General features: G+C 62.3%; 36 protein-coding genes and 1 tRNA gene. 15 read left to right on the top strand and 22 right to left on the bottom strand.

Features of this window, described 5'->3' with window-relative positions; genetic code table 11:
* The first annotated feature begins 85 nt into the window (after positions 1-85).
* From ACVWZM_RS03820 to ACVWZM_RS03805, 4 genes are read left to right on the top strand one after another with little or no spacing between them, the layout of a single operon-like run.
* A complete protein-coding gene (locus ACVWZM_RS03820) occupies positions 86-451 on the top strand; it encodes a DUF6876 family protein (protein ID WP_456851955.1) in 366 nt (121 codons plus the stop codon).
* Between the two features lie 14 nt (positions 452-465).
* Positions 466-990, top strand: coding sequence for a hypothetical protein (locus ACVWZM_RS03815; RefSeq protein WP_456851953.1), 525 nt, complete (start codon positions 466-468; stop codon positions 988-990).
* A 35-nt stretch (positions 991-1025) separates the two neighbouring features.
* Positions 1026-1394 (top strand): DUF4189 domain-containing protein, encoded by a 369-nt coding sequence (locus ACVWZM_RS03810; RefSeq protein WP_456851951.1) that lies wholly within the window; start codon positions 1026-1028, stop codon positions 1392-1394.
* Positions 1385-1594, top strand: coding sequence for a hypothetical protein (locus ACVWZM_RS03805; RefSeq protein WP_456851949.1), 210 nt, complete (start codon positions 1385-1387; stop codon positions 1592-1594). Before ACVWZM_RS03810 ends, ACVWZM_RS03805 begins: the two co-directional genes overlap by 10 nt.
* Before the next feature lie 45 nt (positions 1595-1639).
* Here the strand turns inward: ACVWZM_RS03805 and ACVWZM_RS03800 are convergent, their stop codons facing one another.
* The 18 genes from ACVWZM_RS03800 to ACVWZM_RS03715 form a co-directional block, all read right to left on the bottom strand.
* A complete protein-coding gene (locus ACVWZM_RS03800; protein ID WP_456851947.1) occupies positions 1640-1990 on the bottom strand; it encodes a hypothetical protein in 351 nt (116 codons plus the stop codon).
* On the bottom strand, positions 1987-2886 hold the full coding sequence (locus tag ACVWZM_RS03795; RefSeq protein ID WP_456851945.1) for a hypothetical protein: 900 nt from the start codon (positions 2884-2886) through the stop codon (positions 1987-1989). Before ACVWZM_RS03795 ends, ACVWZM_RS03800 begins: the two co-directional genes overlap by 4 nt.
* Positions 2879-3847 (bottom strand): ParB/Srx family N-terminal domain-containing protein, encoded by a 969-nt coding sequence (locus ACVWZM_RS03790; protein ID WP_456851943.1) that lies wholly within the window; start codon positions 3845-3847, stop codon positions 2879-2881. Before ACVWZM_RS03790 ends, ACVWZM_RS03795 begins: the two co-directional genes overlap by 8 nt.
* Positions 3848-3908: 61 nt before the next feature.
* The gene (locus tag ACVWZM_RS03785) at positions 3909-4292 is read right to left on the bottom strand and encodes an IPT/TIG domain-containing protein (protein WP_456851941.1); all 384 of its coding nucleotides are present in this window, start codon (positions 4290-4292) and stop codon (positions 3909-3911) included.
* A complete protein-coding gene (locus ACVWZM_RS03780; RefSeq protein WP_456851939.1) occupies positions 4282-4530 on the bottom strand; it encodes a hypothetical protein in 249 nt (82 codons plus the stop codon). Before ACVWZM_RS03780 ends, ACVWZM_RS03785 begins: the two co-directional genes overlap by 11 nt.
* Positions 4527-4754, bottom strand: a complete 228-nt coding sequence (locus ACVWZM_RS03775; protein ID WP_456851937.1) for a hypothetical protein — start codon at positions 4752-4754, stop codon at positions 4527-4529. The genes ACVWZM_RS03780 and ACVWZM_RS03775 overlap by 4 nt, the downstream gene beginning before the upstream one ends.
* Before the next feature lie 15 nt (positions 4755-4769).
* Positions 4770-5363 carry a hypothetical protein gene (locus ACVWZM_RS03770; protein ID WP_456851935.1) on the bottom strand — a complete coding sequence of 198 codons (594 nt, stop codon included), beginning with the start codon at positions 5361-5363 and terminating at the stop codon, positions 4770-4772.
* A gap of 64 nt (positions 5364-5427) precedes the next feature.
* Positions 5428-5658, bottom strand: coding sequence for a hypothetical protein (locus tag ACVWZM_RS03765; RefSeq protein WP_456851933.1), 231 nt, complete (start codon positions 5656-5658; stop codon positions 5428-5430).
* 15 nt (positions 5659-5673) lie between these two features.
* Positions 5674-5749: transfer RNA gene (locus ACVWZM_RS03760), tRNA-Phe, on the bottom strand.
* A gap of 146 nt (positions 5750-5895) precedes the next feature.
* Positions 5896-6267 carry a hypothetical protein gene (locus tag ACVWZM_RS03755; protein ID WP_456851931.1) on the bottom strand — a complete coding sequence of 124 codons (372 nt, stop codon included), beginning with the start codon at positions 6265-6267 and terminating at the stop codon, positions 5896-5898.
* On the bottom strand, positions 6264-6521 hold the full coding sequence (locus ACVWZM_RS03750) for a hypothetical protein (RefSeq protein WP_456851929.1): 258 nt from the start codon (positions 6519-6521) through the stop codon (positions 6264-6266). Before ACVWZM_RS03750 ends, ACVWZM_RS03755 begins: the two co-directional genes overlap by 4 nt.
* Positions 6494-6655 carry a hypothetical protein gene (locus ACVWZM_RS03745; protein WP_456851927.1) on the bottom strand — a complete coding sequence of 54 codons (162 nt, stop codon included), beginning with the start codon at positions 6653-6655 and terminating at the stop codon, positions 6494-6496. The genes ACVWZM_RS03750 and ACVWZM_RS03745 overlap by 28 nt, the downstream gene beginning before the upstream one ends.
* Before the next feature lie 57 nt (positions 6656-6712).
* A complete protein-coding gene (locus tag ACVWZM_RS03740) occupies positions 6713-6901 on the bottom strand; it encodes a hypothetical protein (protein WP_456851925.1) in 189 nt (62 codons plus the stop codon).
* The gene (locus ACVWZM_RS03735) at positions 6898-7119 is read right to left on the bottom strand and encodes a hypothetical protein (protein ID WP_456851923.1); all 222 of its coding nucleotides are present in this window, start codon (positions 7117-7119) and stop codon (positions 6898-6900) included. The genes ACVWZM_RS03740 and ACVWZM_RS03735 overlap by 4 nt, the downstream gene beginning before the upstream one ends.
* Positions 7119-9191: an AAA family ATPase gene (locus ACVWZM_RS03730; protein WP_456856616.1), complete on the bottom strand. Its 2073-nt coding sequence runs from the start codon at positions 9189-9191 to the stop codon at positions 7119-7121. The genes ACVWZM_RS03735 and ACVWZM_RS03730 overlap by 1 nt, the downstream gene beginning before the upstream one ends.
* Positions 9192-9193: 2 nt before the next feature.
* The gene (locus ACVWZM_RS03725; protein WP_456851921.1) at positions 9194-9685 is read right to left on the bottom strand and encodes a hypothetical protein; all 492 of its coding nucleotides are present in this window, start codon (positions 9683-9685) and stop codon (positions 9194-9196) included.
* The gene (locus ACVWZM_RS03720; protein ID WP_456851919.1) at positions 9682-10200 is read right to left on the bottom strand and encodes a hypothetical protein; all 519 of its coding nucleotides are present in this window, start codon (positions 10198-10200) and stop codon (positions 9682-9684) included. Before ACVWZM_RS03720 ends, ACVWZM_RS03725 begins: the two co-directional genes overlap by 4 nt.
* Positions 10201-10212: 12 nt before the next feature.
* Positions 10213-10587 (bottom strand): hypothetical protein, encoded by a 375-nt coding sequence (locus ACVWZM_RS03715; RefSeq protein WP_456851917.1) that lies wholly within the window; start codon positions 10585-10587, stop codon positions 10213-10215.
* A gap of 642 nt (positions 10588-11229) precedes the next feature.
* On the opposite strand from ACVWZM_RS03715, the gene ACVWZM_RS03710 reads away from it, so the two are divergent.
* The 10 genes from ACVWZM_RS03710 to ACVWZM_RS03665 all read left to right on the top strand — a co-directional run bounded on the left by ACVWZM_RS03710 (position 11230) and on the right by ACVWZM_RS03665 (position 15896).
* A complete protein-coding gene (locus ACVWZM_RS03710; RefSeq protein WP_456851915.1) occupies positions 11230-11421 on the top strand; it encodes a hypothetical protein in 192 nt (63 codons plus the stop codon).
* Positions 11422-11425: 4 nt separating this feature from the next.
* Positions 11426-12358: a PD-(D/E)XK nuclease-like domain-containing protein gene (locus tag ACVWZM_RS03705; RefSeq protein ID WP_456851913.1), complete on the top strand. Its 933-nt coding sequence runs from the start codon at positions 11426-11428 to the stop codon at positions 12356-12358.
* Positions 12358-12534 carry a hypothetical protein gene (locus ACVWZM_RS03700; RefSeq protein WP_456851911.1) on the top strand — a complete coding sequence of 59 codons (177 nt, stop codon included), beginning with the start codon at positions 12358-12360 and terminating at the stop codon, positions 12532-12534. The genes ACVWZM_RS03705 and ACVWZM_RS03700 overlap by 1 nt, the downstream gene beginning before the upstream one ends.
* Position 12535: 1 nt before the next feature.
* A complete protein-coding gene (locus tag ACVWZM_RS03695; protein WP_456851909.1) occupies positions 12536-13489 on the top strand; it encodes a hypothetical protein in 954 nt (317 codons plus the stop codon).
* A 14-nt stretch (positions 13490-13503) separates the two neighbouring features.
* Positions 13504-13662 carry a hypothetical protein gene (locus tag ACVWZM_RS03690; RefSeq protein WP_456851907.1) on the top strand — a complete coding sequence of 53 codons (159 nt, stop codon included), beginning with the start codon at positions 13504-13506 and terminating at the stop codon, positions 13660-13662.
* Positions 13663-13672: 10 nt separating this feature from the next.
* Entirely contained in the window at positions 13673-13927 is a 255-nt protein-coding gene (locus ACVWZM_RS03685) for a hypothetical protein (RefSeq protein WP_456851905.1), read from the top strand.
* Positions 13928-13935: 8 nt separating this feature from the next.
* On the top strand, positions 13936-14283 hold the full coding sequence (locus ACVWZM_RS03680) for a hypothetical protein (protein WP_456851903.1): 348 nt from the start codon (positions 13936-13938) through the stop codon (positions 14281-14283).
* Positions 14267-14692, top strand: a complete 426-nt coding sequence (locus tag ACVWZM_RS03675; RefSeq protein WP_456851901.1) for a hypothetical protein — start codon at positions 14267-14269, stop codon at positions 14690-14692. Before ACVWZM_RS03680 ends, ACVWZM_RS03675 begins: the two co-directional genes overlap by 17 nt.
* A gap of 191 nt (positions 14693-14883) precedes the next feature.
* The gene (locus tag ACVWZM_RS03670; protein ID WP_456851899.1) at positions 14884-15603 is read left to right on the top strand and encodes a hypothetical protein; all 720 of its coding nucleotides are present in this window, start codon (positions 14884-14886) and stop codon (positions 15601-15603) included.
* Between the two features lie 83 nt (positions 15604-15686).
* Entirely contained in the window at positions 15687-15896 is a 210-nt protein-coding gene (locus ACVWZM_RS03665; RefSeq protein ID WP_456851897.1) for a helix-turn-helix domain-containing protein, read from the top strand.
* A 141-nt stretch (positions 15897-16037) separates the two neighbouring features.
* On the opposite strand, the gene ACVWZM_RS03660 is transcribed toward ACVWZM_RS03665, so the two are convergent.
* From ACVWZM_RS03660 to ACVWZM_RS03650, 3 genes are all read right to left on the bottom strand, one after another.
* Complete coding sequence (locus tag ACVWZM_RS03660; RefSeq protein ID WP_456851895.1) at positions 16038-16307, bottom strand: hypothetical protein; 270 nt, start codon at positions 16305-16307, stop codon at positions 16038-16040.
* A 74-nt stretch (positions 16308-16381) separates the two neighbouring features.
* On the bottom strand, positions 16382-16660 hold the full coding sequence (locus tag ACVWZM_RS03655; protein WP_456851893.1) for a hypothetical protein: 279 nt from the start codon (positions 16658-16660) through the stop codon (positions 16382-16384).
* A gap of 82 nt (positions 16661-16742) precedes the next feature.
* Positions 16743-17234 (bottom strand): hypothetical protein, encoded by a 492-nt coding sequence (locus tag ACVWZM_RS03650; RefSeq protein ID WP_456851891.1) that lies wholly within the window; start codon positions 17232-17234, stop codon positions 16743-16745.
* Between the two features lie 445 nt (positions 17235-17679).
* On the opposite strand from ACVWZM_RS03650, the gene ACVWZM_RS03645 reads away from it, so the two are divergent.
* Positions 17680-17901, top strand: coding sequence for a hypothetical protein (locus ACVWZM_RS03645; RefSeq protein ID WP_456851889.1), 222 nt, complete (start codon positions 17680-17682; stop codon positions 17899-17901).
* Between the two features lie 654 nt (positions 17902-18555).
* Here the strand turns inward: ACVWZM_RS03645 and ACVWZM_RS03640 are convergent.
* Complete coding sequence (locus tag ACVWZM_RS03640) at positions 18556-19245, bottom strand: ion channel (protein ID WP_456851887.1); 690 nt, start codon at positions 19243-19245, stop codon at positions 18556-18558.
* Positions 19246-19426 lie beyond the last annotated feature (181 nt).

Genomic DNA, 19426 nt, shown 5'->3' with positions numbered 1-19426 from the left:
GTTGTCTTCGGTTGTGGAGGCGACTATCTCCGCGTGCAGAGAGAAGTATTTTCTCTCGTAGCGGGCATAGCCCAGAGAGGACAAAATGCGAAAAACCGAAAAGCTAACCAGCGCCGATCTTCGGCAATTCACCGGCACGACGCAGTGGTTTCGGCACAGCCTCATGCGCAACATCACGTACACCGATGGCGTGCAATTTCTCGCCGAGATGGGTGGCGCATATTGGCTGATCGACAAGGTGGCCACATTGCAGCTCGAACCGAAGGTGAGAGCCGAGGAATTCCAATCGTGGAAACTCAAGGTCAGCGACGACCGAAAGGCCGTTCTGACCTGCGACGACGGCAACCATAACATCATCCACTCGGAAGTCATCGAGTTCACCGACTTTCCGCTCGATCAAGTCGAGCTTTGGGTCGAGGGCAGCGTGATTCTGTTGCCGAGCGAGCACTGACACCCGCAACCAAAATGAAAGAACAGAAAATGTTGCCATTCGAAAACAGCAGCGACCCCGTCTCCGTCAGTGGCGACGATGGCGACGCAGTGGTCCCAGGCAACGAAGCGCGCGCTGCCGCTGAGAAGGAAGCAAAGGCGACCGGCAAGCCGGTCACCATTCGAGACGCGGTCACCGACAAGGTGCTCGCAACCGTGAAGCCTAAGAAAGCGAAGCAACCCAAAGCCGCCAAGGCGGCAGCCAAGAAAGGTAAGACTGTGAAGAAAGCGAAGCCCGTTAAGAAGACCGCTGCGAAAAAGAGCGCCGCAAAGCGCGATGGCGATGCGCCGAGCGGAATGACCGCCGAGCTTGTGAAGCTGGCAATGCGTGCCTGCGGCGTCACGCCAGCTCAGCTCAATGAGCATTCCAAGTGGAAGGGCGCACCCTGGAAATGGTTTTTCTCCAATCCCAAAAAGACCGGCGTTGCCGATCGCTTCGGCTACAAACTGAAGGTCGAGCGCAACGGTCGCGCGGTGACCTACTTCCTGACGGAGAAGTAACGGAATGAACAGCGTGGACTGAAAGGAGCAAGCACATGAAACGGATCATCGCAACCGTTGCCTTCATGCTGATCGCGTCACCGGCACTAGCCTATCCCTTCGGCGCGCTTGCCTACTCAGCCAACGACGTTGCCGGCTGGGCCGGTGGTTCCGCGACGCCCGATGATGCTGATCGCTGGGCGCTGCTCGACTGCGAGAGGAAGGGCGGCAAGGACTGCAAGGTCATGGCCCGCGAGGATCGCGGCGGCTGCGCCGCGATTGCGGCGGGGACGAATGGCAAGGGCGGCGCCGCCTCGACCCATGGTGACATGCGGCCACCCGGTGCGATCGCGCGGCAGACCGCCCTGGAGGACTGCATCACGGTGGATACTGACTGCGAGGTCAAAGCGTGGGTGTGTCACTGATCGGCGCGCTGATCGCTGCATTGATGATCGTCGCGCTGTACAGCTTGGCGATGGCGGTCATCCGCCTCGCCATTCTCCTGTTGAAACTCTGCTTCGCGCTCTATCGCGTATTCGTGGTCGCGACGCGGGAGAATGACCTTATCGGCGGGATGGCTGGCGCGGGGGCGCTGCTGATCTGCGCCTACGTCCTGGCGCGCTGACTGAGGCCCTGACGAAATGCAAACCCCGCTTCGGCGGGGCTTTTTTTATGGCGCGACCTCGACCTGGGCGCCGCATTCGCCATCTTCCGAGACGATGACGGTGACCGGACGGCGGTATTGCTTGGCCAGCCGGTCGCCCAGCTCTCGCCCCAGCATCTCGCATGAATGCGAGCCGTAGTTTCCGTTCGTGCCAAGGTCGTCGGCGAAGATGACGCGGGCGCGATCGAGGAGATCGTGGAATTCGACCTCGCGATCGTCGTGCGCGACCTGCATGCGGACCTCAACATGGAAAAGGTGGCGATGCCGGTCTGCGAGATAGGCGCGAGGGGCGGGTGCGCCTGCCCAGCGGTGGAAGCCCGCGATGTTGAACCGGACAAAGATCGTCGCATCGCTCATGTAAGGGCTCCTGTCGGGTCCGCGCCGACCGCCTGTCTGCTTTCCTCGATGATCTGCTTCATGGTGCGGGTGACGAAGTGGGCCTCATAGCCGCACATGGTGCGGGATTTCTGGTGACCCATGGGCGCGTCGCGCTGCTCGCTCGGCAGATAGTTGAAGCCGGAGCCGATATGCCAGCACCGCTTATTGGCGACGGTGGCGAAGTGGCGTCCCCAGCGGACGGCGGCAAGCCATGTGGAGCTGTCGCACGAATTGAGCGGCCACGCGGCGGTCATCTCCGACGCGGTGAGGCCCAGGGCGTGTATCCAGAGCTTTGGATATTTGCGGCGCCGCTCCCAGGCCGTGGCGACCAAGCGCCGCCGAGTCTCGATGTCTGCCTGCACGACGTTGCCGAAGCAGATGCGATCGTAGCGCTCCGCGAGATAGTCGAAATAATCCCAGCCGTCATTGAACGGGTGATAGACCGGGACCGGGCGCAGGCCCAGCTCTTCGAGCTTGGCGCGGGTGCGGATTTTGTTGTCCCTGCCGCCCTGGTCGATCTCGATATAGCCCCAGACCTGATCGCCCATGCGACGGACAATCGAGACGTATTTGTCGAACAGGTCGGTAAACCCGTCGATATCGTCCGGTGCGAGCGACAATGCGCGGTCCATCGACATGCGGTGCGCGTGGGCGTGCTCGGTGGCGAGATTGTAGACGCCGCTGTCGATGAAGACGTCGCACCCGTTCGCAACGAAGGAGTCGAGCATGTCGAAATGCTCGTCGGTGTGAATTTCGTTCACCGCGACCAGCAGGTGCCGGTTGACGGTGTTGGCATGGGCGAGCGTCTTGGGCTCACTGGCGATGAAATAGATCGGCCATGCCTCGGGGGTCCAGTTGCCGCCGGTCCTAATCATTGGTGATCCTCACGACGGAGCCGACGCCGTGAATGTCCTCGTAGCGGTCGAGGATGTGGCCCGCCGTGTATTGGTCAGGCTGGACCATGACGAGATCGTACTTCTCGGCCTTCTCGCCGAAGGCGACGAACGGACCAGGGTACGGGCAAAAGATGGTGGTGCCGGTGAGGAGCGGCTTCCAGCGCTCCCATTCGACCATGACGCCGCAGCACAGAAGGTGATGGCGGCGGCCGAGCCGATAATGATCGCCGCGCTCGATCGCGTGGCGGGGATCGGCGATGGTGATCTCCAGCCGGGCGAGCAGATCGCCCCGATTGTCGAGCGGCCCCTTCTCGGGATCGACCAGCCCCTCGTCAAGAAACTGGCGAGCGGCGAGCATGCTGCCCAAATCCCTTTCGGAGAAGCCCAGCCGATCGATCGGCATGTCGGTCAGGCGCAACGCCTCGACCTCCAGCTTCACAAGGTCCAGATCCCAGGTCGCAAGCTCGGGCAGACGATTATCAACCAGGGCATAGGCGCGGATCATGGCCTCGGTCCAGCCCCGCGCGACGATGACCGGCACCTCGATGTGGCCCAAAAGCTTCGCGGCATCCAGGCGACCGTGCCCCGCGATGATGATGTCCTCCTCGGTGATGAGGAGCGGGACGGTGAACCCGAATTGCGAGATCGATGCCGCGATCTGCTCGATCTGTTCCTGCGAATGCTGCCGGGCATTGCGTGGCGATGGGATCAGCTCGTTCACGCGGCGTGTTTCGATCTTCCAGGCAGGGCCAGATGTGGTTCTAGCGTGCTCGTTCACCGGGTTGGTCCTCGTGTAAGCGGCCGAAACGAAAAGCAAAAATTCAAAACGGGGAATATGCTGAAGAGGCGCGGTCGCGCGTACCCCGCGTTTTGGGAGTCCCCAAAGGACCCGTGAACCGAATGGGGGGCTCCCTGGTGCGCGTGTGGTGACGGGGGGCATGGTGATGCACCCCGCTTGTCCTGCTTGATCTAGGCCCGGCTGAGCGAGTCCCGCGAGCCCTTCAGCGCCGTGCCCTGGTGCGTCCACTTGCTGCTGTGAACGTGAAGTCGAGCGGGTCCGAATAGGCAGGACCGTTGCGCAGCTTCACCGGCACGACGGCGGGCGCGAACAGCGACGGCTTCACGATCGTGGTGACTTCGGTATCGGAGACCAGGGTCGTCTCCTCGTCGTAGTCGCCGAAGATGATGGTCGTGCTCTGGTCGAAGCCGGTGCCGATGCATGAGAGCACGAGGTCCGGATCGCCAGAGACTGCGGTGTTCGGGCTCAACGAAGAGAGCACAGGGGGCGCAGGCGGAGGCTCGGCCTCGGCGCTCTTGGCGAGTGCGTGGGCGGTGTCATAGGCAACACCGGCCAGGACGGACTTGCGGATGTTGTCAGCGTCCATCGGCTTCTTCCTTGTGCTGGGCCGCAGGCGCGATGCCAGCGGCGGCTGCGGCTTCGACCTGCTCCCTGGTCGGCGGCGCTCCATCGGGCGCGTTGGGCGAATACTTGGTGCCCGAGTAATCGGTCGGTCCAAGATTGTCGGGCATGCCAGCGGCCAGTGCCTCCTTCTCGGCGCGCACCTGTTCAGGTGTCTTCACCTTCGGCTCGTCGGCCCTGGCGGTCCTTTTGGTGTCGGTCATTTGCCTTCTCCAGTGGTTGGCGTTTTGTAGAGCGCGGCGCGCACCGCGCAGTCCTTCGCTTCGAGCAGTTTGCGCAGGCTCGCCGAACGCTCAGGATTGCGCGGCAGCAGATTGGCGACATAGTCCGCGATCTCGGCGAACTTGGCGCTGATCGGCTGAAGCTCGGCCTTCAGATGGGTGTAGGTGAAGAACTGCAACATCGGCTCTTCGCTTTTCTCGGTCATGTCGTGATCCTTTCCTTATCGCCGCCGCCGCGTCTTCATGGCGAGCGCGACATTGCGAGGCAGATTGCGCTCGATCTCCGCGATCATGATCTTCGCGAAGTCGGCGTAGAACGGGACATCCTTTTTTATTTTTGCTTGCGGCTTCAAAACGTACATCAGGCGAAGGCGGTCCTTGCCGATGCGCTGATAGATGACGTCGCCCTTGCGGAAGCTGTTCTTCAGGTTCCTGGGCCGCTGGCCCTGCGGCACGCCGCGAGAGGTCCGGTTGACGGCGCCGGTCGGCGGGATGGCCAGCGCGCTCTTCGCGGCCATGCGCGTTCCGCTCTTCGCATGCAGCGCGAGGTTGGCGCGGCCAAGCTTGTCGTAGATCGTGACCGACAGATCGCCCTTGCTTGCGCGCTCGCCCCTGGTGGTCAGCGCCGCCCTCATGAAGCTCTGATTTCTGACCTGCACCGACGATGGCCACGTCTGGTTGATCAAATAGCTGCGGGTGACGTCGGCCGCGTCGTTGAGCGTGCGCGACATGATGTAGGGGATTTGATCGATCGCGGCGCCCAGCTCGATCGCGGCCTTCATGAAGCCCGAGCCGTCGATGTTGATCTCGATCATGCGGCACCTCCCGCGCGCCGCGACCTTATTCCGGTTGGCTCTTTCCCGCCAGCATCTGGCGACTTCACTGCAATCGGTGCCGCGCGACGAGATCGAAGCCGCCATTGCTGCGCTGATATTCGAAGTGAAGCCGCTGGCGCGCGAAAATGCGGATGGTCTCGACCTCACCGTTGCTGGCATCGACGCAGTAGGCCACGACGTTGATCACATCGACCATGTAATCGGCAAAGCTGACTGTCGCTGTTCGGGTCTCGTCGTTGTACTCGATCGCCGTGGCGTCGTTCATGCGCAGCATGGTGGTCACTCCGTTTGGTGCCGAGAGATGGGGTCGAACCACCGACGCGCGGGTTTTCGGCCCGCCGCTCTACCGTCTGAGCTATCCCGGCTCATGAAGCGGCAAAAGGGGCGGCTTGCGCCACCCCTTCCACCCGTCGCTGCAAAGCATGGAGCAAGCACACATGGCAGCTTCGTGCCCAGGCATGATAGCGCATCGCTCCATGCCCCTCCACATTCTGGCGCCCGCATCGCTTGTTCATCGCCGGGATATGTCGGTCATCTTACCGCAGTGGAAGCACTTCGTCCTGCTCCGCTCTCGCAGGCGCTTCATCTCGTCGATGTAGCGTGCGCGCGCCCTCGACCATTGCGTCTCCTCGCTCGCCATGATCCGCAGGACGAACATCGGATCGATCCGGGTCTTGCAGCGACCGCACTCGACCTCGGTCTCGCCCTCTCGCAGATAATAGGTGACCGGCACGAAGCCGCGCCCCTCGACATAGTAGGATCGGTGATCGCAACCATCCTTGTCGCCCCAGCGATCAACGATGTTGAGGAACGGCACCTCGCCGTCAGATGGCGGCGATTTGAACCTGACCGGCAGGCGCGAGACCTTGTCGTCGTCGCTCATCGCTTGGCGATCCTGATGCGAAGCACGTCCCCGGCTTCGATCGCGGGCTTGTCCTTGCCGATCCAGAGCGCGAGCCCCAGGCGCCTGATGACGAGCCACCATCCGGTTGACACCAGCTCGGGCTCCATCTGGCTCTCGACCCTGGCGTTGCCGACCACGTCGGGGTCATAAGCGCGCCTGAAGCGCTCCTCGACGCTGGTCGCGATCTCCTCGAATTCGAACTCGCTCAGCGGATCAGTGACGCCAGCAGGCACCGCACTCCCAGCTTGAACATCTCCCATCGCGTCATGCTCCATTGCGTCTTCAGTTCGGGGTTCAGGTCCGCAACGTGCAGGACGCCGTCGCGGTAGCTCAGCATGGGTCCGGCGTGATCGAAGAACAGCCTCATGGTTTTGCCTCATTCCGTTACGCGGCGCCGTTACATCCCGTTACACGCGCGGTTATGTCATTGCGTTTCGGTCGTTTTTGCTGCATTCGCCGCGTTACGCCGTGCGCGCGCCTTCCTGATCCTGGCCGCCTTGCGCTTCACGACCTCAATGCAGGCCTCGATGTCTTCTTCCATGCGCAGCGCCACGTAGCGCTGCATGGCCAGCCGCTGCCGCTTCTCTTCCTTGCGTTCCCGCCGCAGCATCACCAGTCCTGATCCTCCACGCGCTTGCCGAATTCCCAACGTCCTGCACGGTAGTTCCCTTCGAAGAACGCTTTCGCGTCGGAGCCCATCATGGCCCTGGTGGCCTGATCGAGCTTTTGCTGCGTCATGCGCCTGCGGCCAAAGCCGTAGATGAGGGCCATGTCGACCATCGCTGGATCGTTGGTGAACACCGGCACCTGCACCTTGACGATTGTCATCATCAGCCTCCCATCCCGGCGACCGGCTTGCCCGTCGCCCACCAGTACGGCTTCTGAATGCCGATGATGCCAGCGTCGCGCAGCCGGTCCCCGGCGCGCTTGAAGGCTGCGCGGAAGCGGCCATCGGCGGCCTCTGTGTCGGCATCGCCATCGACCATCTTGCTGCGCATGGCATCCCGCACATAGCCGACATCGACCACCTTGCTGATACTGGCCGGGACCGGGAACGGCGGCGGCACGCCGTACTCGGCCAGCGCGTCGTACAGGGCGTGAATGAGCAGGCGCTGATTGCTGGTGGCCTGATAGCCGCTGCGCTCCGTGCTTCGGCTCGCATCGTAGGCGACCGCTGCGCACGAGGTTTCTTCGTTGCCCCACTTGTTCCGGCCAACGCTGATGATGGGCAGCGTAAACTCCCAGCAGATGCCGGACTTGCCCTCGCGCTGCTTTCTGACGGTCGCGCGGTGGATGTTGCCGCCTTTGGAGGTTCGCCGGTCAGCCACGACCTCGAATTCGATCGTGGTCTCGAAGTCGGCGGTCAGCGACGAATGCCCGCGCGGACTGCCGCCCCCTTTGGGCTTGTGATGAACCAAAATGACGGCGCTGCCGAACCGCTGTTGCAGGGTGACCAGCCGCTTCCTGACGATCGACACGTCCTGGCTGGCGTTCTCGTTCATGCCGGGCGCGAGGGCGGAAAGGGTGTCGATGACGATCAGGACCAGCCGCTGCGGGTAGGTCTTGGCGACGGCCTCGATTTCGGCGATCAGCGCATTGACGTCGTCGTCGCTGCTGAAGAAGTCCGGACGCTTGGTGCAGAGATAGAACGGGAAAGCCGCGTTGTAGGCCAGCTCGTGCTGGATGACATAGGCGAGCTTTCTTTTGCTGAAGCCCTTGCCCGCCTCCGCGGCGACGTAGACGACGAGTCCGGGCTCGGTATTCCTGCCGATGAAGGTGAGCCCGCGCGCCACCGCCATTGACATGTCGAACGTGCCGAACGATTTGCCGCTGCCGCTATCCCCGAATATGAGGGTGATCTCATCCAGGGGAATGATGTCCTCGACCAGCCATCCGTAGCCCGACGCATGGCCCAGGACCGCGATCTCTTCCCAGCGCATGCCGCCGAAGCGCGAGCGGAACGGGGCGGCCGACCAGTCGGGCGTCGCGTCGGCGAGCGCGTGCAGCGAAGCGGAGGTGCCGCCCGAAGCAAGCCAATCGGACACGTCGCCCTTGGGCGGCATGTCGGGCCAGTGTCGGGCGAGATCGAGCACGCGCACCCTGGCGGCGGTGCCGGAAAGCGACTTAGCGACGTCCTGGGCGTGATCCTGACCGGGCAGCACCGGCCTGCCGTCCGGGTGCCAGCGCAGCGCGCCGTCGCCTTGCGGCGGCTCCGGGTTCTTGGCCTGGGGATCGTTGTCCTGAAGGATGACCACGTCGGCGCCGTGGAAGAAGGAAGTCAGGCCGTCGCTCCATTTGCCGACGCCGCCGGGGTTTGTTGTCGCGACGATGCCATGTTTCGCACAATTATCGACGTCCTTCTCGCCCTCGACCACGAACACGGTGTGGCCGTTCGCAATTGCCTCCATCAGCTCAGGAAGGCGATAGGGTACATGCCTGATGCCGCGCACGGCATAGACCCAGCCGTGCTTGATCTTGTCCGGTGGATCGTCGGGCTGCGGGCGGCGCCGCTGCCGGAATGTCTTCGGCTCAAAGCGCACGACCTGAAAGAGAACCTCGTCGTTCTCGTCGGTGTAGACGTAGTGCGCGACTTCGCGCCCAAGCCCTTGTGGCGGGTGCGCGCCGTTTGGCTTTTGGCGTTGCTCCAGATAGCCGTGCTCGCGCATCCACTGCATCGCGCTCTTATGGTCGCGTCCGGTTTCACGTGAAATGAGATCGAGCACGCCACCGCCGGTCTTACTCTCGTGGTCGTAGTATCTTCCGGTCTCCACGTCGATCGATAGCGAGCCGTGCTTGCCGTAGCGTCGATCGCCTTCTGTTGAGAGCCGCACATTCGGAGCGCCGAGCAGCTCCTCTGCGATTGCTTCCATGTGCGCGGCAAACGATGTGACCGGCTCGTGCATGTTCACGCCATCTCCTCACTTTCAGTGAGATGAGCGCGAAGTGTTTCGACGGGGTGAAGCTCCGCGTTTGGCACAAAAAACCGATCCGGCTTGCCTGGATCGGCAAGCAGCCACTCCGAGCGCTTTGCGTCCTGCGCGAGCATCCATCCGCATAATTGACATGTCGGTATGCCGACCAGCACCGAAACACACAGCTTTGCGTCGTCATCACTCTTTCGGACGACCAAACGGTGTTGGGTTTCAATCTTGCTCCGAACCTCAAGTCTGCCGACATCCGGCAGATCGATGCGCCCAACCGTACCGGACCAGAACACGCCGAGATATTTCGCCAGCGCTAGCTCGGCGATGCAGCCGTTTATGTCTTCGTTCCACGATGCGGCAGCGTGAACCTGATAAAGCTCCTTGCGTCCGTTGCGCACTGCATTGAGCCGTCGCATCACGCCAGCATTTATTGCGAACCACACCTCCGACCAAGACAGCTCCACGGGGATCATCGTCGCACCCCGAACATCGGTGTGGTGACCAGCGCGAGCTGCGGCTGGATGAGCGAACACATGTAGTGCCAGGTCGCGAGTGCGTCGGCCTCGTTGTCGTCCTCGATGTCCCAGCCCATTGCCCGGCACTTGCGCATGACCAGGGCCTTCGCGCGGTCGCGCTTCGGGTTGCAGCCGATGAAGTGCAATCGCACGTCGCGGGTATCGGCCTTGCGGAGATCGTAGAGGCCGCATCGATAGGCGCAGCCGCCGATGATGGCCGGGAGTCCGTAGAGCAGCGTCGTGGTGTTGATGTTGCTGCGGCCTCGGTTGAAGGATGTCGGCATTGGCGCTTCCCAGACCACCGTGCTCGGGCCGAAGTCAACGAGCATGCTTTCCATCCAGCCCCACGCCTTGGAGAAGATCGCCTCGGGCGAGGCGCCCGGCTTGGCGAACAGGATCGAGCCGTGCGTCGGTTCTTGGCCCGGCTCGCCCACGGCCCAGCCGGTGCGTGATGCTAGGTCGAGGGCGAGCACGCACGCGGGCATTCACGCACCCGCGTGCGCGTTGCCACCTTCTGCACGCTTCAGCGCCGCAGCGCCCAGGGGCGTGTCGCCGAACTCGCCGAGCTTCTCGGACAGCATCGTGTATTCGTTGCGATCGTCTTCCTCGAAATCGTCGGCGACGGCGTCGGCTTTGCGCAGCAGACTGCGCTCCTTGATCTTGGCCCTGAGAAGCTTCTTGCGGATGCCGCGATCGGCGGCGTGGTCGAACTGGTCGGCCCGCCTGTCGCGGATGACCTTGCAGCGCTTCATATAGGCCATCTTCTCGGTGAGCAGCTCCTGGTCGATCTTCTCGATCGCGGCGACGGCGTCCCTGATGTTCTCTGCGGATGGGGTGTTTTCGGCGGCATTCTTTGCCATTCGGCATTCTCCGATGTTGCGACATGCGTGCGGCGTCACGCGAGCAAATGCTCGCGCGATCGACGTGCTTGAGAAATGAAGATGGACAGGCCGGTGACGATGTTGCGTCACTCGCAAATCGAAAATCAAGCACGAAAAAAAGTTAGCGCCGAAAACAGCTCGTTGAGCGTCACCTAGATGACGCTGCGCGGGAACACGCGTCATCTAAGTGACGCTTGTCGCTGCGTCGCCGCGAGAACAGCGTCACCCAGGTGACGGTCTGTGCGACATCTGCGCACATGAAACACGCTGTCACCGCGCACGAGCACGCTGCCCAGCCGTCGCCACAATCCGTTACGCGGTCTCCGTTACACCATTTATTTTCGATGTCGCGCGAGATCGCTGGCACGCTTCCTGCTACGCGCGTGCGCGCGCAGTAGTTAGATTAAATATATATCCAGTATGTGGAGAGGGGACGTTTTACGTCCTCTCTCTCCAACAACTGCTACCGAGAATACTCCCTCGCGCGCGCGTCGCCACGTTACGCGGCGCCGTTACATCGCGTTACGCGGGATTTATTTGCAGCTCAGCGTCACCTAGGTGACGCCATCAATTTTTCAGACGCGCTATCGTCCTCGAAATCGAACACGGGGACATCGCGACATGTCGGACAAATCGATCGCTGCAATTGGCAGGGCACTCGCCGCTGCGCTGCTGGCCGAAGCGCATGCGGCTCCCATGCTGGCCGAAGTTGCGAAGCTCAAGCGGCGCGATGAGCCGGGCGAGATCGCTTCGCTCGCGGTCGAGCTGATGGACGAGTACCGCACCGAAATCCTTGAAACGCTGAAGGTGTGACGCGATGATCCAGTCGATCAAGTGGGGTGGAAACGCGATCACCCAGGACGGCGTCTACGCGAAGCTGCCGCTTCCTGCTTATCATCGCGGCGACATCTGCGATGGGCCGAGCGTGTCGTCGACCACGTTGCGCAAGTTGTGGGAGACCTCGCCCGCGCATGCCTGGGCGCATTGTCCGGTGAACCCGGCGCGCGTCGAGGAGCCCGACAGCGAGGCGTTTGTCCTGGGTCGTGCCGCGCATCACCTGCTGACCGCCGAAATCGGCTTTGCCGACGTGTTCGTGGTCCGGCCCGAGACGCTCGACGGCGAGAAGTGGAACGGCAATCGGAAGGAATGCAAGCGCTGGCTCGCCGCGAAGAAGCGCGAGGGCCTGACCGTGGTGACCGTCGCCCAGGTCGAGGTCATCAGGGGAATGGCCATCTCGCTTGGTGCGTTCCCCCTCGTCCAGGCTGGCGCGTTGAACGGCCTGATCGAGCGCAGTCTGATCTGGAAGGACAAGGAAACCGGGTTGTGGCTGAAGGCACGGCCGGACGTGACCCCGAATGCCAGCGGCGACTTCACCGACCTGAAGACCACCCCTTCGGTGCTGTACCGCGATCTGCAATCATCGGTCGCTACGTTCAACTACCATCAGCAGGCCGCGCTCGTGCTCGAAGGCGCGATGGCGCTCGGCCTCGAGGCCAACTCCTTCACGCTCATTTGGGTCGAGAAATCGCCGCCGTACTGCGTGCGCGCACAGCAGCTCAAGGACGATGACATCGCCCGCGGCATGAAGCAGAACCGTGCCGCGTTGCGCACCTTCGCCGATTGCCTCGCGTCCGGCGTCTGGCCCGGCCCTGGGGACGACCGCGACGATGCCGAGTATGTCGATCTCCCCGACTGGAAGCGGAAACAGATCGATGAGCGGCTCAAGTTCGAGCTGCGGGAGGCGGCGTGATGGCCCGCAAGTTCTTCTATCGCTCCGTGCTCACGGCGGCACTGCCGCTGATCCTGCTGTGGGCGTTTTTCGCGGAATTGCTTCACGGCATGCGGCGGGCGGTCCTCTATGCGTGGCTTGAGGTCCGCAACAACGTCATCGCCTACCGCGATGAGATGCAGCGCGAGGATTACTGACATGAGCGAGCAATCTTTTCCGGGCGACCGCCCGATGACCGACGATCGCGTGACGCGGCGCATGCTGGCTGAAGGCCAGATCGAAAAGGTGGTGTCGCCTGAGCGCACCGGCCTGATCCCGATGAACGACGTGATGGGCGGGCTCAAGTTCGAGAACGCTTTCCAGCTCGCCGAAGCGGCCAAGCTGATGAGCACGGCGGGTCCGATCCTGCCGCCCTGGCTGCAAGGCAACGTCGGCGGTTGCTGGGCGGTGCTGCTGCGCTCCCAGGAGACCGGCATCTCGGCGCTCGCCCTGGCGCAGATGATGTTCGTCACCGAGAAGAAGGGCGTCCAGCGTGTCGGCTATGACAGCGTGTACTTCCGCACCATGGTCGAGAAGTTCGCGCCGCTGAAGGAGCGGTTGGCGGTTCGCTACGAAGGGGAAGGCGACGAGCTGGTGTGCATCGTCTATGCCACCTTCAAGGGCGAGCACGAGCCGCGCCAGTTTCCGCCGAAGGGCACCGAGAAGGAATTCACGCTCAAGAAGCTGCATCCCGGCCACAACGAGTACGGCGCGGTGAAGGGCTCGCCGCTGTGGGACGACAAGCCCGCGTTGCAGATGTTCTACTCCATGAGCCGTGACTGGTCGCGCATGTACTGCGCCGACATCGTTGCGGGTGCCTACACCCGCGATGAGCTGGTCAACGCTGGCTACACCGAAGTGGTCGAGGTCCAGCGCGTGACCGACACCTCGCCGAAGCTGCGCGAGCGGCTGCGCGGCCCCGTTGGCGAGGGCTTCGAGCACACCAAGAGTTCGATCGATGAGGCGATTGCTGCGGCAACGCCTGCCGATCCCAAGAGGTCCAGCAAAGGTGATGCTTCTGGACCGGCGGATGCCACGGCACCCGCCGAGACCGCGTCGTCGTCAGATTTGCCCCCAGCCCCTGACGGCGGCGCGGTCGCCCCCACGGCCTGATCCCTGGAGGAGCGATGAAGGTGGAGCTTGAGCGGACCACAAACGACGGCGGGCGCAGCGTTCGCATCATTGCCGACGACACCGCACGGAAGCCTGAGACGCTGCGCCAATGGATCAGGATGCTTCAGATCGCCGAGCGGTGGCTCGGCGAGCGCAAGGTGCCGAACCAGTAGGGAGGGACACATGTCGGGCAAAGACTTTCCGTTCACCGAGGTTGTCGAGACGGCCTCGAAGTACATCGAGGCCGGGCACACCGTGCATCAGAAATTCACCTGCCACCGCTGCGGCTCGCGCCAGACCATGGGCGTGCCGAACCAGTTCTTCCTGGCCGGGAAGTGCGAGGAGTGCAACGCGATCACCGACATCCTGGCGCGCGGCTGCAACTACGTCCTCGTGGCCGGGGCGGCCGACAAGCTGTCCGCCGGATCGATGCAGTGAGGGCCGCCATGGCGAGCAAGGTCGAGATCATCGACGTGAGCGATGTCGTGCCGATCTCGCCGCTGACGCCGCGCGAGTTGCGGCGTGCGATCGTGCGAGAGGTCGCGATCGAGCACGGCGTTGACCCCGCTTTGATCGAGAACGGTAACCGCGCGCAGGAGGCGGTCGAGGCGCGCGCTATCGTCGCGCGGCGCCTGCACGCGCTTGGCATGTCGGAGCAGCGGGTCGCCGACGTGATGCACATCCAGCTCAAGACTGCGCGGTCCTATCTCGGCACGCTGCCGCCGCGCCGCGATGCCCCGCGCTACAACTACTCGGCGATCAACAAACAGGAGACGAATGATGCACCGAACTGAACTTCCCGAGATGACGCTCAATGGTGAGGCTGTGCCGATGCGCGGCGCCCCGCGCGAGCAGCACTTCATGCCCGAGAAGCCAGCGGAGGTGCATAAGCCCAGGCACGATCAGCCCGAGCATATGGAGCCGCCCGCCTATGGCGACAGCTCGCGCGATGCGATCAAGGCGATCGTCGTCGGCATGAGCGAGCAGAACGGCAAGGCGCTGTCCGACTTGCGCTCCGAGCTCGATGAGCTTGAGCAGTTGATGCTGGTCTCGGCCGCGCGGGTGCAGGCCGAGGTCGAGGGCCACGCCGTGATCTGCCGCTATGTCAACGCGGAGGTCGGCCGTCTCCATGACATCGTTGGGAAAATGCGTCAGGCGCAGACCGAGATCGTGCAGGTCACCGACGCGCGGGCTTCGGCGTGAGGCTTCGTACCTAGCTGGCGGGTGTGCCGAAGGATGGCCAGACGCCGCCCAGCAGGCAGGTGGTGGCGGGAAGAAACAACGGCCTTGCAGCCAGTGACGGCTTTGCCGCCGGAGAGCTGGCAGGGCCACGGCGGCGACTTTTCGGACGGGTCCGCTGCCGTGGCCTTTCGGGGAAGCGGATGGGAGTGGCGATGAGCAACGTGCAAAGTCAAACCGCAGAACTGTTCAGCGTGAGCAAGGTTCCCTATGGCGACGCCGGAAAGTTTGTGCGCGGCGTGGCCGTGATCTGCGGTCATTGCGGCGCGTGCGAGAACATGCCGGTGAACAATTTCCCAGGCAGAAACGGGTCCGGCAACGACGTGGAATTCCAGTTCGTCAAGCGCAAGCTGGAGGCGCGCGGCTGGAAGATCGGGAGCAAGCCCGCTCAGCATCGATGCTCGAAATGCTTCTCATCGATCAAGGCGACCGCCGCCCGGCGTGCGCCCGAGAATGGATCACCGGCAATGAACGGAGGAGCATCTGTGTCAGTCACGCCCATCAAGTCGTTCAATGATGTCGCGGCCCGCATGTTGGGGCGTGATGATCGCCGGATCATTTTTGAAAAGCTCAACGAGGTCTACGTCAACGACAAGGTCGGTTATAGCGCGGGATGGACCGACGAAAGGGTCGCGTCCGACCTGGGCGTGCCGCGCGCGTGGGTCAGGCTGATCCGCGACGAGAATTTCGGCGACGAGATGGCCAACGAGGAAATCAGGCGACAGGTTGCGGATGCGTCGCGGCTGCTCGACGAGGTCAAGAAAGCGACCGCGCAAGCGGAGGTGATCGTGGCTGACCTGAAGCGGTTGAACAATGAGGCCGAGCGGATTGGGAAGTCCCTCGACGTGGTCCGCAAGGCGCTGGGCGGTGGATAGAAGGGCGGCACAGCGGGTGAGCGAAAAATCGGAACCGAATAGGCGAGGCGAAAATGGACGACGTTGTTTCGCGAAAGCATATCGTGCCGCTGGCCGACCGGTTGTCGCTGTCGCCAGAGGAAGCGAGCGCGCTGAGCGGGATCGGGCTGACGCGTATCCGCGAGGCGGTGGCCAGCGGCGCGCTGGAAGCCCACAAGCACGGGATACGGACCATCATTTTGCCCGACGATCTGAAGGCGTGGCTGAAGGCGATGCCGTTGGCGAGCGAGCAAAAAAGCGACCGCCCCGAATGAGGGCGGTCGTTTTGTGTGGGTCTGCCTTCCTAAGGGGGGGTACTCATAAATCCGCGATGTCCGCCTCTCCCCCAACAGCGGCGAAGAAGCGGACATTGCACGAGGTCCGAGAAGGGCCCATAAGCTGACTTCAGCGACTTCTCAGTCGCCCAGATCGTCGGACCTCCCCGCACTTTGATCCAGCACGCTCCCAAGCCAGATAGACACGGCGCTCGACGGAATAACCTGTTTGGGCGCGTGTGGATTGAGTGTGCCCGCTGTCACGACGAGTCCTTGATCAAGTTTCTCTTTCGCAAATAGCTTGGCTTCCGACTCTGTCTCAAATGTCTTGGTCAGCCGAGGATGTCTTGGCTTTGGCAACATCCCTCGACGCTGCTGCACTTCGAAGGTGACGTACCAAGTGCGCCTCATCGATTGCTCTGAATGCAATGGGTCACAAAGCTGCCTTGCCGGAAGGTGCTCCGCTCGTGAACCGCAAGACGGCACTACCGTCGCGCTCCAACCCGGTTAACGCCGCCATTCATGTTGCCGCCCGCGTTATGACGGACCGCAGCGCGCGCCACCGGGCGAGGCCTGAGCACGACGCCAGCCCTCGCCACGCAGCCTGCCGGATAATCGACATAAGTGCAGTAAACCACGGCGTTGGCTGGTGCTGGACTGAGAGCGGCACCCGCAAACCCCAACATTAGGCTGGCCGCAACCCCCGCAACCGTCACCGACTTGGTTGGAAAAATGTTCGTCCGACGCATGGTCATCTTCCTCATCGTACGCGAAATCGATGTGCTTCACTTGCAGATCAAGAGAGCGGCTCAGGGAGCCACCCTCTTGCGGTGCCGTTGCGGAACGTCACTGACAGACGTACATGCGGCCGTCAGCCCATTTCGTCATCGTGCCGGGCTCGCAGCCGATGCCGTTGGCTGCCTTGTATTCTGCCCATCCGGCGTAGCCGTAATACGGGCTGATCCCATGATAGGCGCGTGCCGGATAGTAGGGTTGGCCGAAGTGAGGATCGGTCTGGGCGGCATACGAATTGGTCCAGCTGTTGGTGCCCCAGCCGGCATAGGCCGGCGCGGTAGCGGCTGCCGTGGCGACCGCTGCCGTAGCGGCGACACCGGCGCCAACCCCGTACCCATACCCGTATCCGTACGCGGCCCGCCGGGTTTGACGACGCGCAACGCCCGCGACGCTCACTGGCGTCAGCGGTCGGCCCACACGCGCTTGGGCGCGCTCGACCGACGCCGCAAGGCCGCCCTGCTCAGACCAGGTGATGGAGAACAGTGTCGCACAGGCGAAAGTCGAAAGCGCAATTGCAGTATTCCGGACAATTCTTTGCGTCATGTTCAACCTCCAGTGTTAAGTACTCCAGGTAACTCCACCCCAATCAGTGATCCGGTAACACCGCGATTGAGAAGGCGGCGCTCATCGCCACCGCTTCAAAGACGGCCTCGCGTTTCTGTGTCCGAGAGATGTGCGGCTGACCTTCATGGCGGTCTCCCATGAAAGAACCGATAGCGGGGTTGCTGTGTAAGAAGCTTGATCTAGGTCAACGGCGGCCATAGTGTGTGTTAGAGCGGCCCCAGCAACTCGTTGGGGGGCCGAGTGGAGGCTAGTTGCTGGGGCCTTCTACCGGCCCGCGTGGGCGCGAGCCTAGGTTCACTAGAGCAAAGCGGCGGCTAAGCGCAGTTGATATGGCTCAAATTGCTCGGCTGTCGATGAGCTAAGCAGAAAGTGCGTGGTAGGCCGCTGGCTGCGCGGCCTTTCTGTCACCGGTTCGGAGCCTTCGATGCTGACCGTAACGCAATGCCGTGAGCTCGCGCAGAGCTATAGAAGTCAGGTCAAAGATCCTGCCGTACCTCCCAAAACGGCGGCCATATGCAGAAATATCGCCAATAGCCTCACTGGCCTCGCAAAACAACTTGAGATGCTTGATGAGGATGAGCTGCGTGTTGCATCGCTGGCGGGACCATCGAAGGATGGCGGATGTGCGAGTGCAACCGTCCAATGACATAGATCAAGCAGAGGACGGGTAAAGCGAGTAAACTTCAATCTTGGGGCAACCAAGCAAGGAGGCGGTCATGATCTCTCGACGGAAGCTTCTTTCTTCTTTGGGCTTGGCGACCGCAATAGCAGCGCTCCCGACCGTGCTGATGGCCCATGATGCGGAGGCGCAGACGGCTGGCATGGAAAGGCGCCAAGATCGACGCGAGGGGAGGCGCGAGCGCCGCGAGGGGCGGCGTGAAGCGCGCGAAGTGCGGCGTGAGGGTCGCCGTGAAGCGCGCCAAATACGGCGCGGAGTTACGCCGGGGACAGGCGTTACGACGGGGACAGCCAAGTAGCCTGGCTACAGCGTCTAGGGGCTCGATAGGGTCATCATCGCCGCTCATCGTCCCGATTAAGCGCTTGCATTAGCTCGCGTGCATGAAGGGAAGAAATGATCGGATCGAGATGGGGCGCTTCGTCGTGACCCTTCCGACGCCCTGCCGCACGGTCGTCCGTGTCCTCTGGGGCTCCTTGGAACGGCGGGGACCGCCTGACCGCACTTGCCAGTTACAGTGGCGGTGCGTCCTACTCAGTGTCCGCTATGCCCGATAGCGACCAAAATTCCGCATCGCCGCGAAATGACGCGATTGGCCAGAAAGCTGACCTAGCAGATAAACGACTACGGGACGTGCTCCTTCAGTTCGAGCGAGACGAGCCTCGCCAATAGCGTAGCTGGGTACAGCTGACCCACCACGCTTTCAAGGTTACACAAGCTCCGCGCTATGGGATGCACCGGGACAAGATCGCCGTATCCCGTTGATGTAAGAGTGACCAAACTCAAATAGAAGACCGAGCTGGCGAGGCCTGAGTTTTGTTCGAATGTTATTCCCTTGAATGCATCCGGAAGCGACAATCCGACAAATATGAACAGCGTCCCAAAGGCGAGCGCGATCAGTAAATAGAGCAGGATTGCTCCGACAATTCGATGGTAGTTGATGGGGCCGCTTCTAAATACAGCTTGAGCAACGACCGCTCCGAGCGTGACCGCGATGGCAAGCCAGGCGGCAGCCAAAAGATAAGCGCTATATGGCCAAGGGGGGTAAAACAAGCGCACCAGGAAGACGACCACATTTGCGACAACGCAAACCGTCATGATGGCGAGCGCCGCCGGATGGTCGGAAATGATGAGCATGCCGCTTATGATGCCCAGCAAGGCAACTATCGCGAAGCCTTGAAATACAAAAATGCCCATCGCATGAAGTGGGGCAATTACGAACATCTCAAGCGCGAGCAAGATGGCGAGCAGCGTGAGCAAGCGGTCGTTGTATTCGCGCCGCAATAAGCGCATGCTATGGATGGGATTGGGCATTGTCGCACTCCGAGACGCGCGTTCCGTCGTGGGACCCCCCGGAGTAGCTGCAAGAATGACAGCCACTTCCTTTGATCTAGGTCAAGTGACCGCTCAATCGGCGATCTGTCTTGACCGGCGCGCACAATCCCGAAGTCCGCAACGGGTCACAAAACCGGGCAATGCTCTGATTGAGCAGAAA

Source organism: Bradyrhizobium sp. USDA 4501, assembly GCF_054062115.1.
Note: the sequence above shows the minus strand (reverse complement) of the source record. Positions and strands in the feature narration are given on the sequence as shown.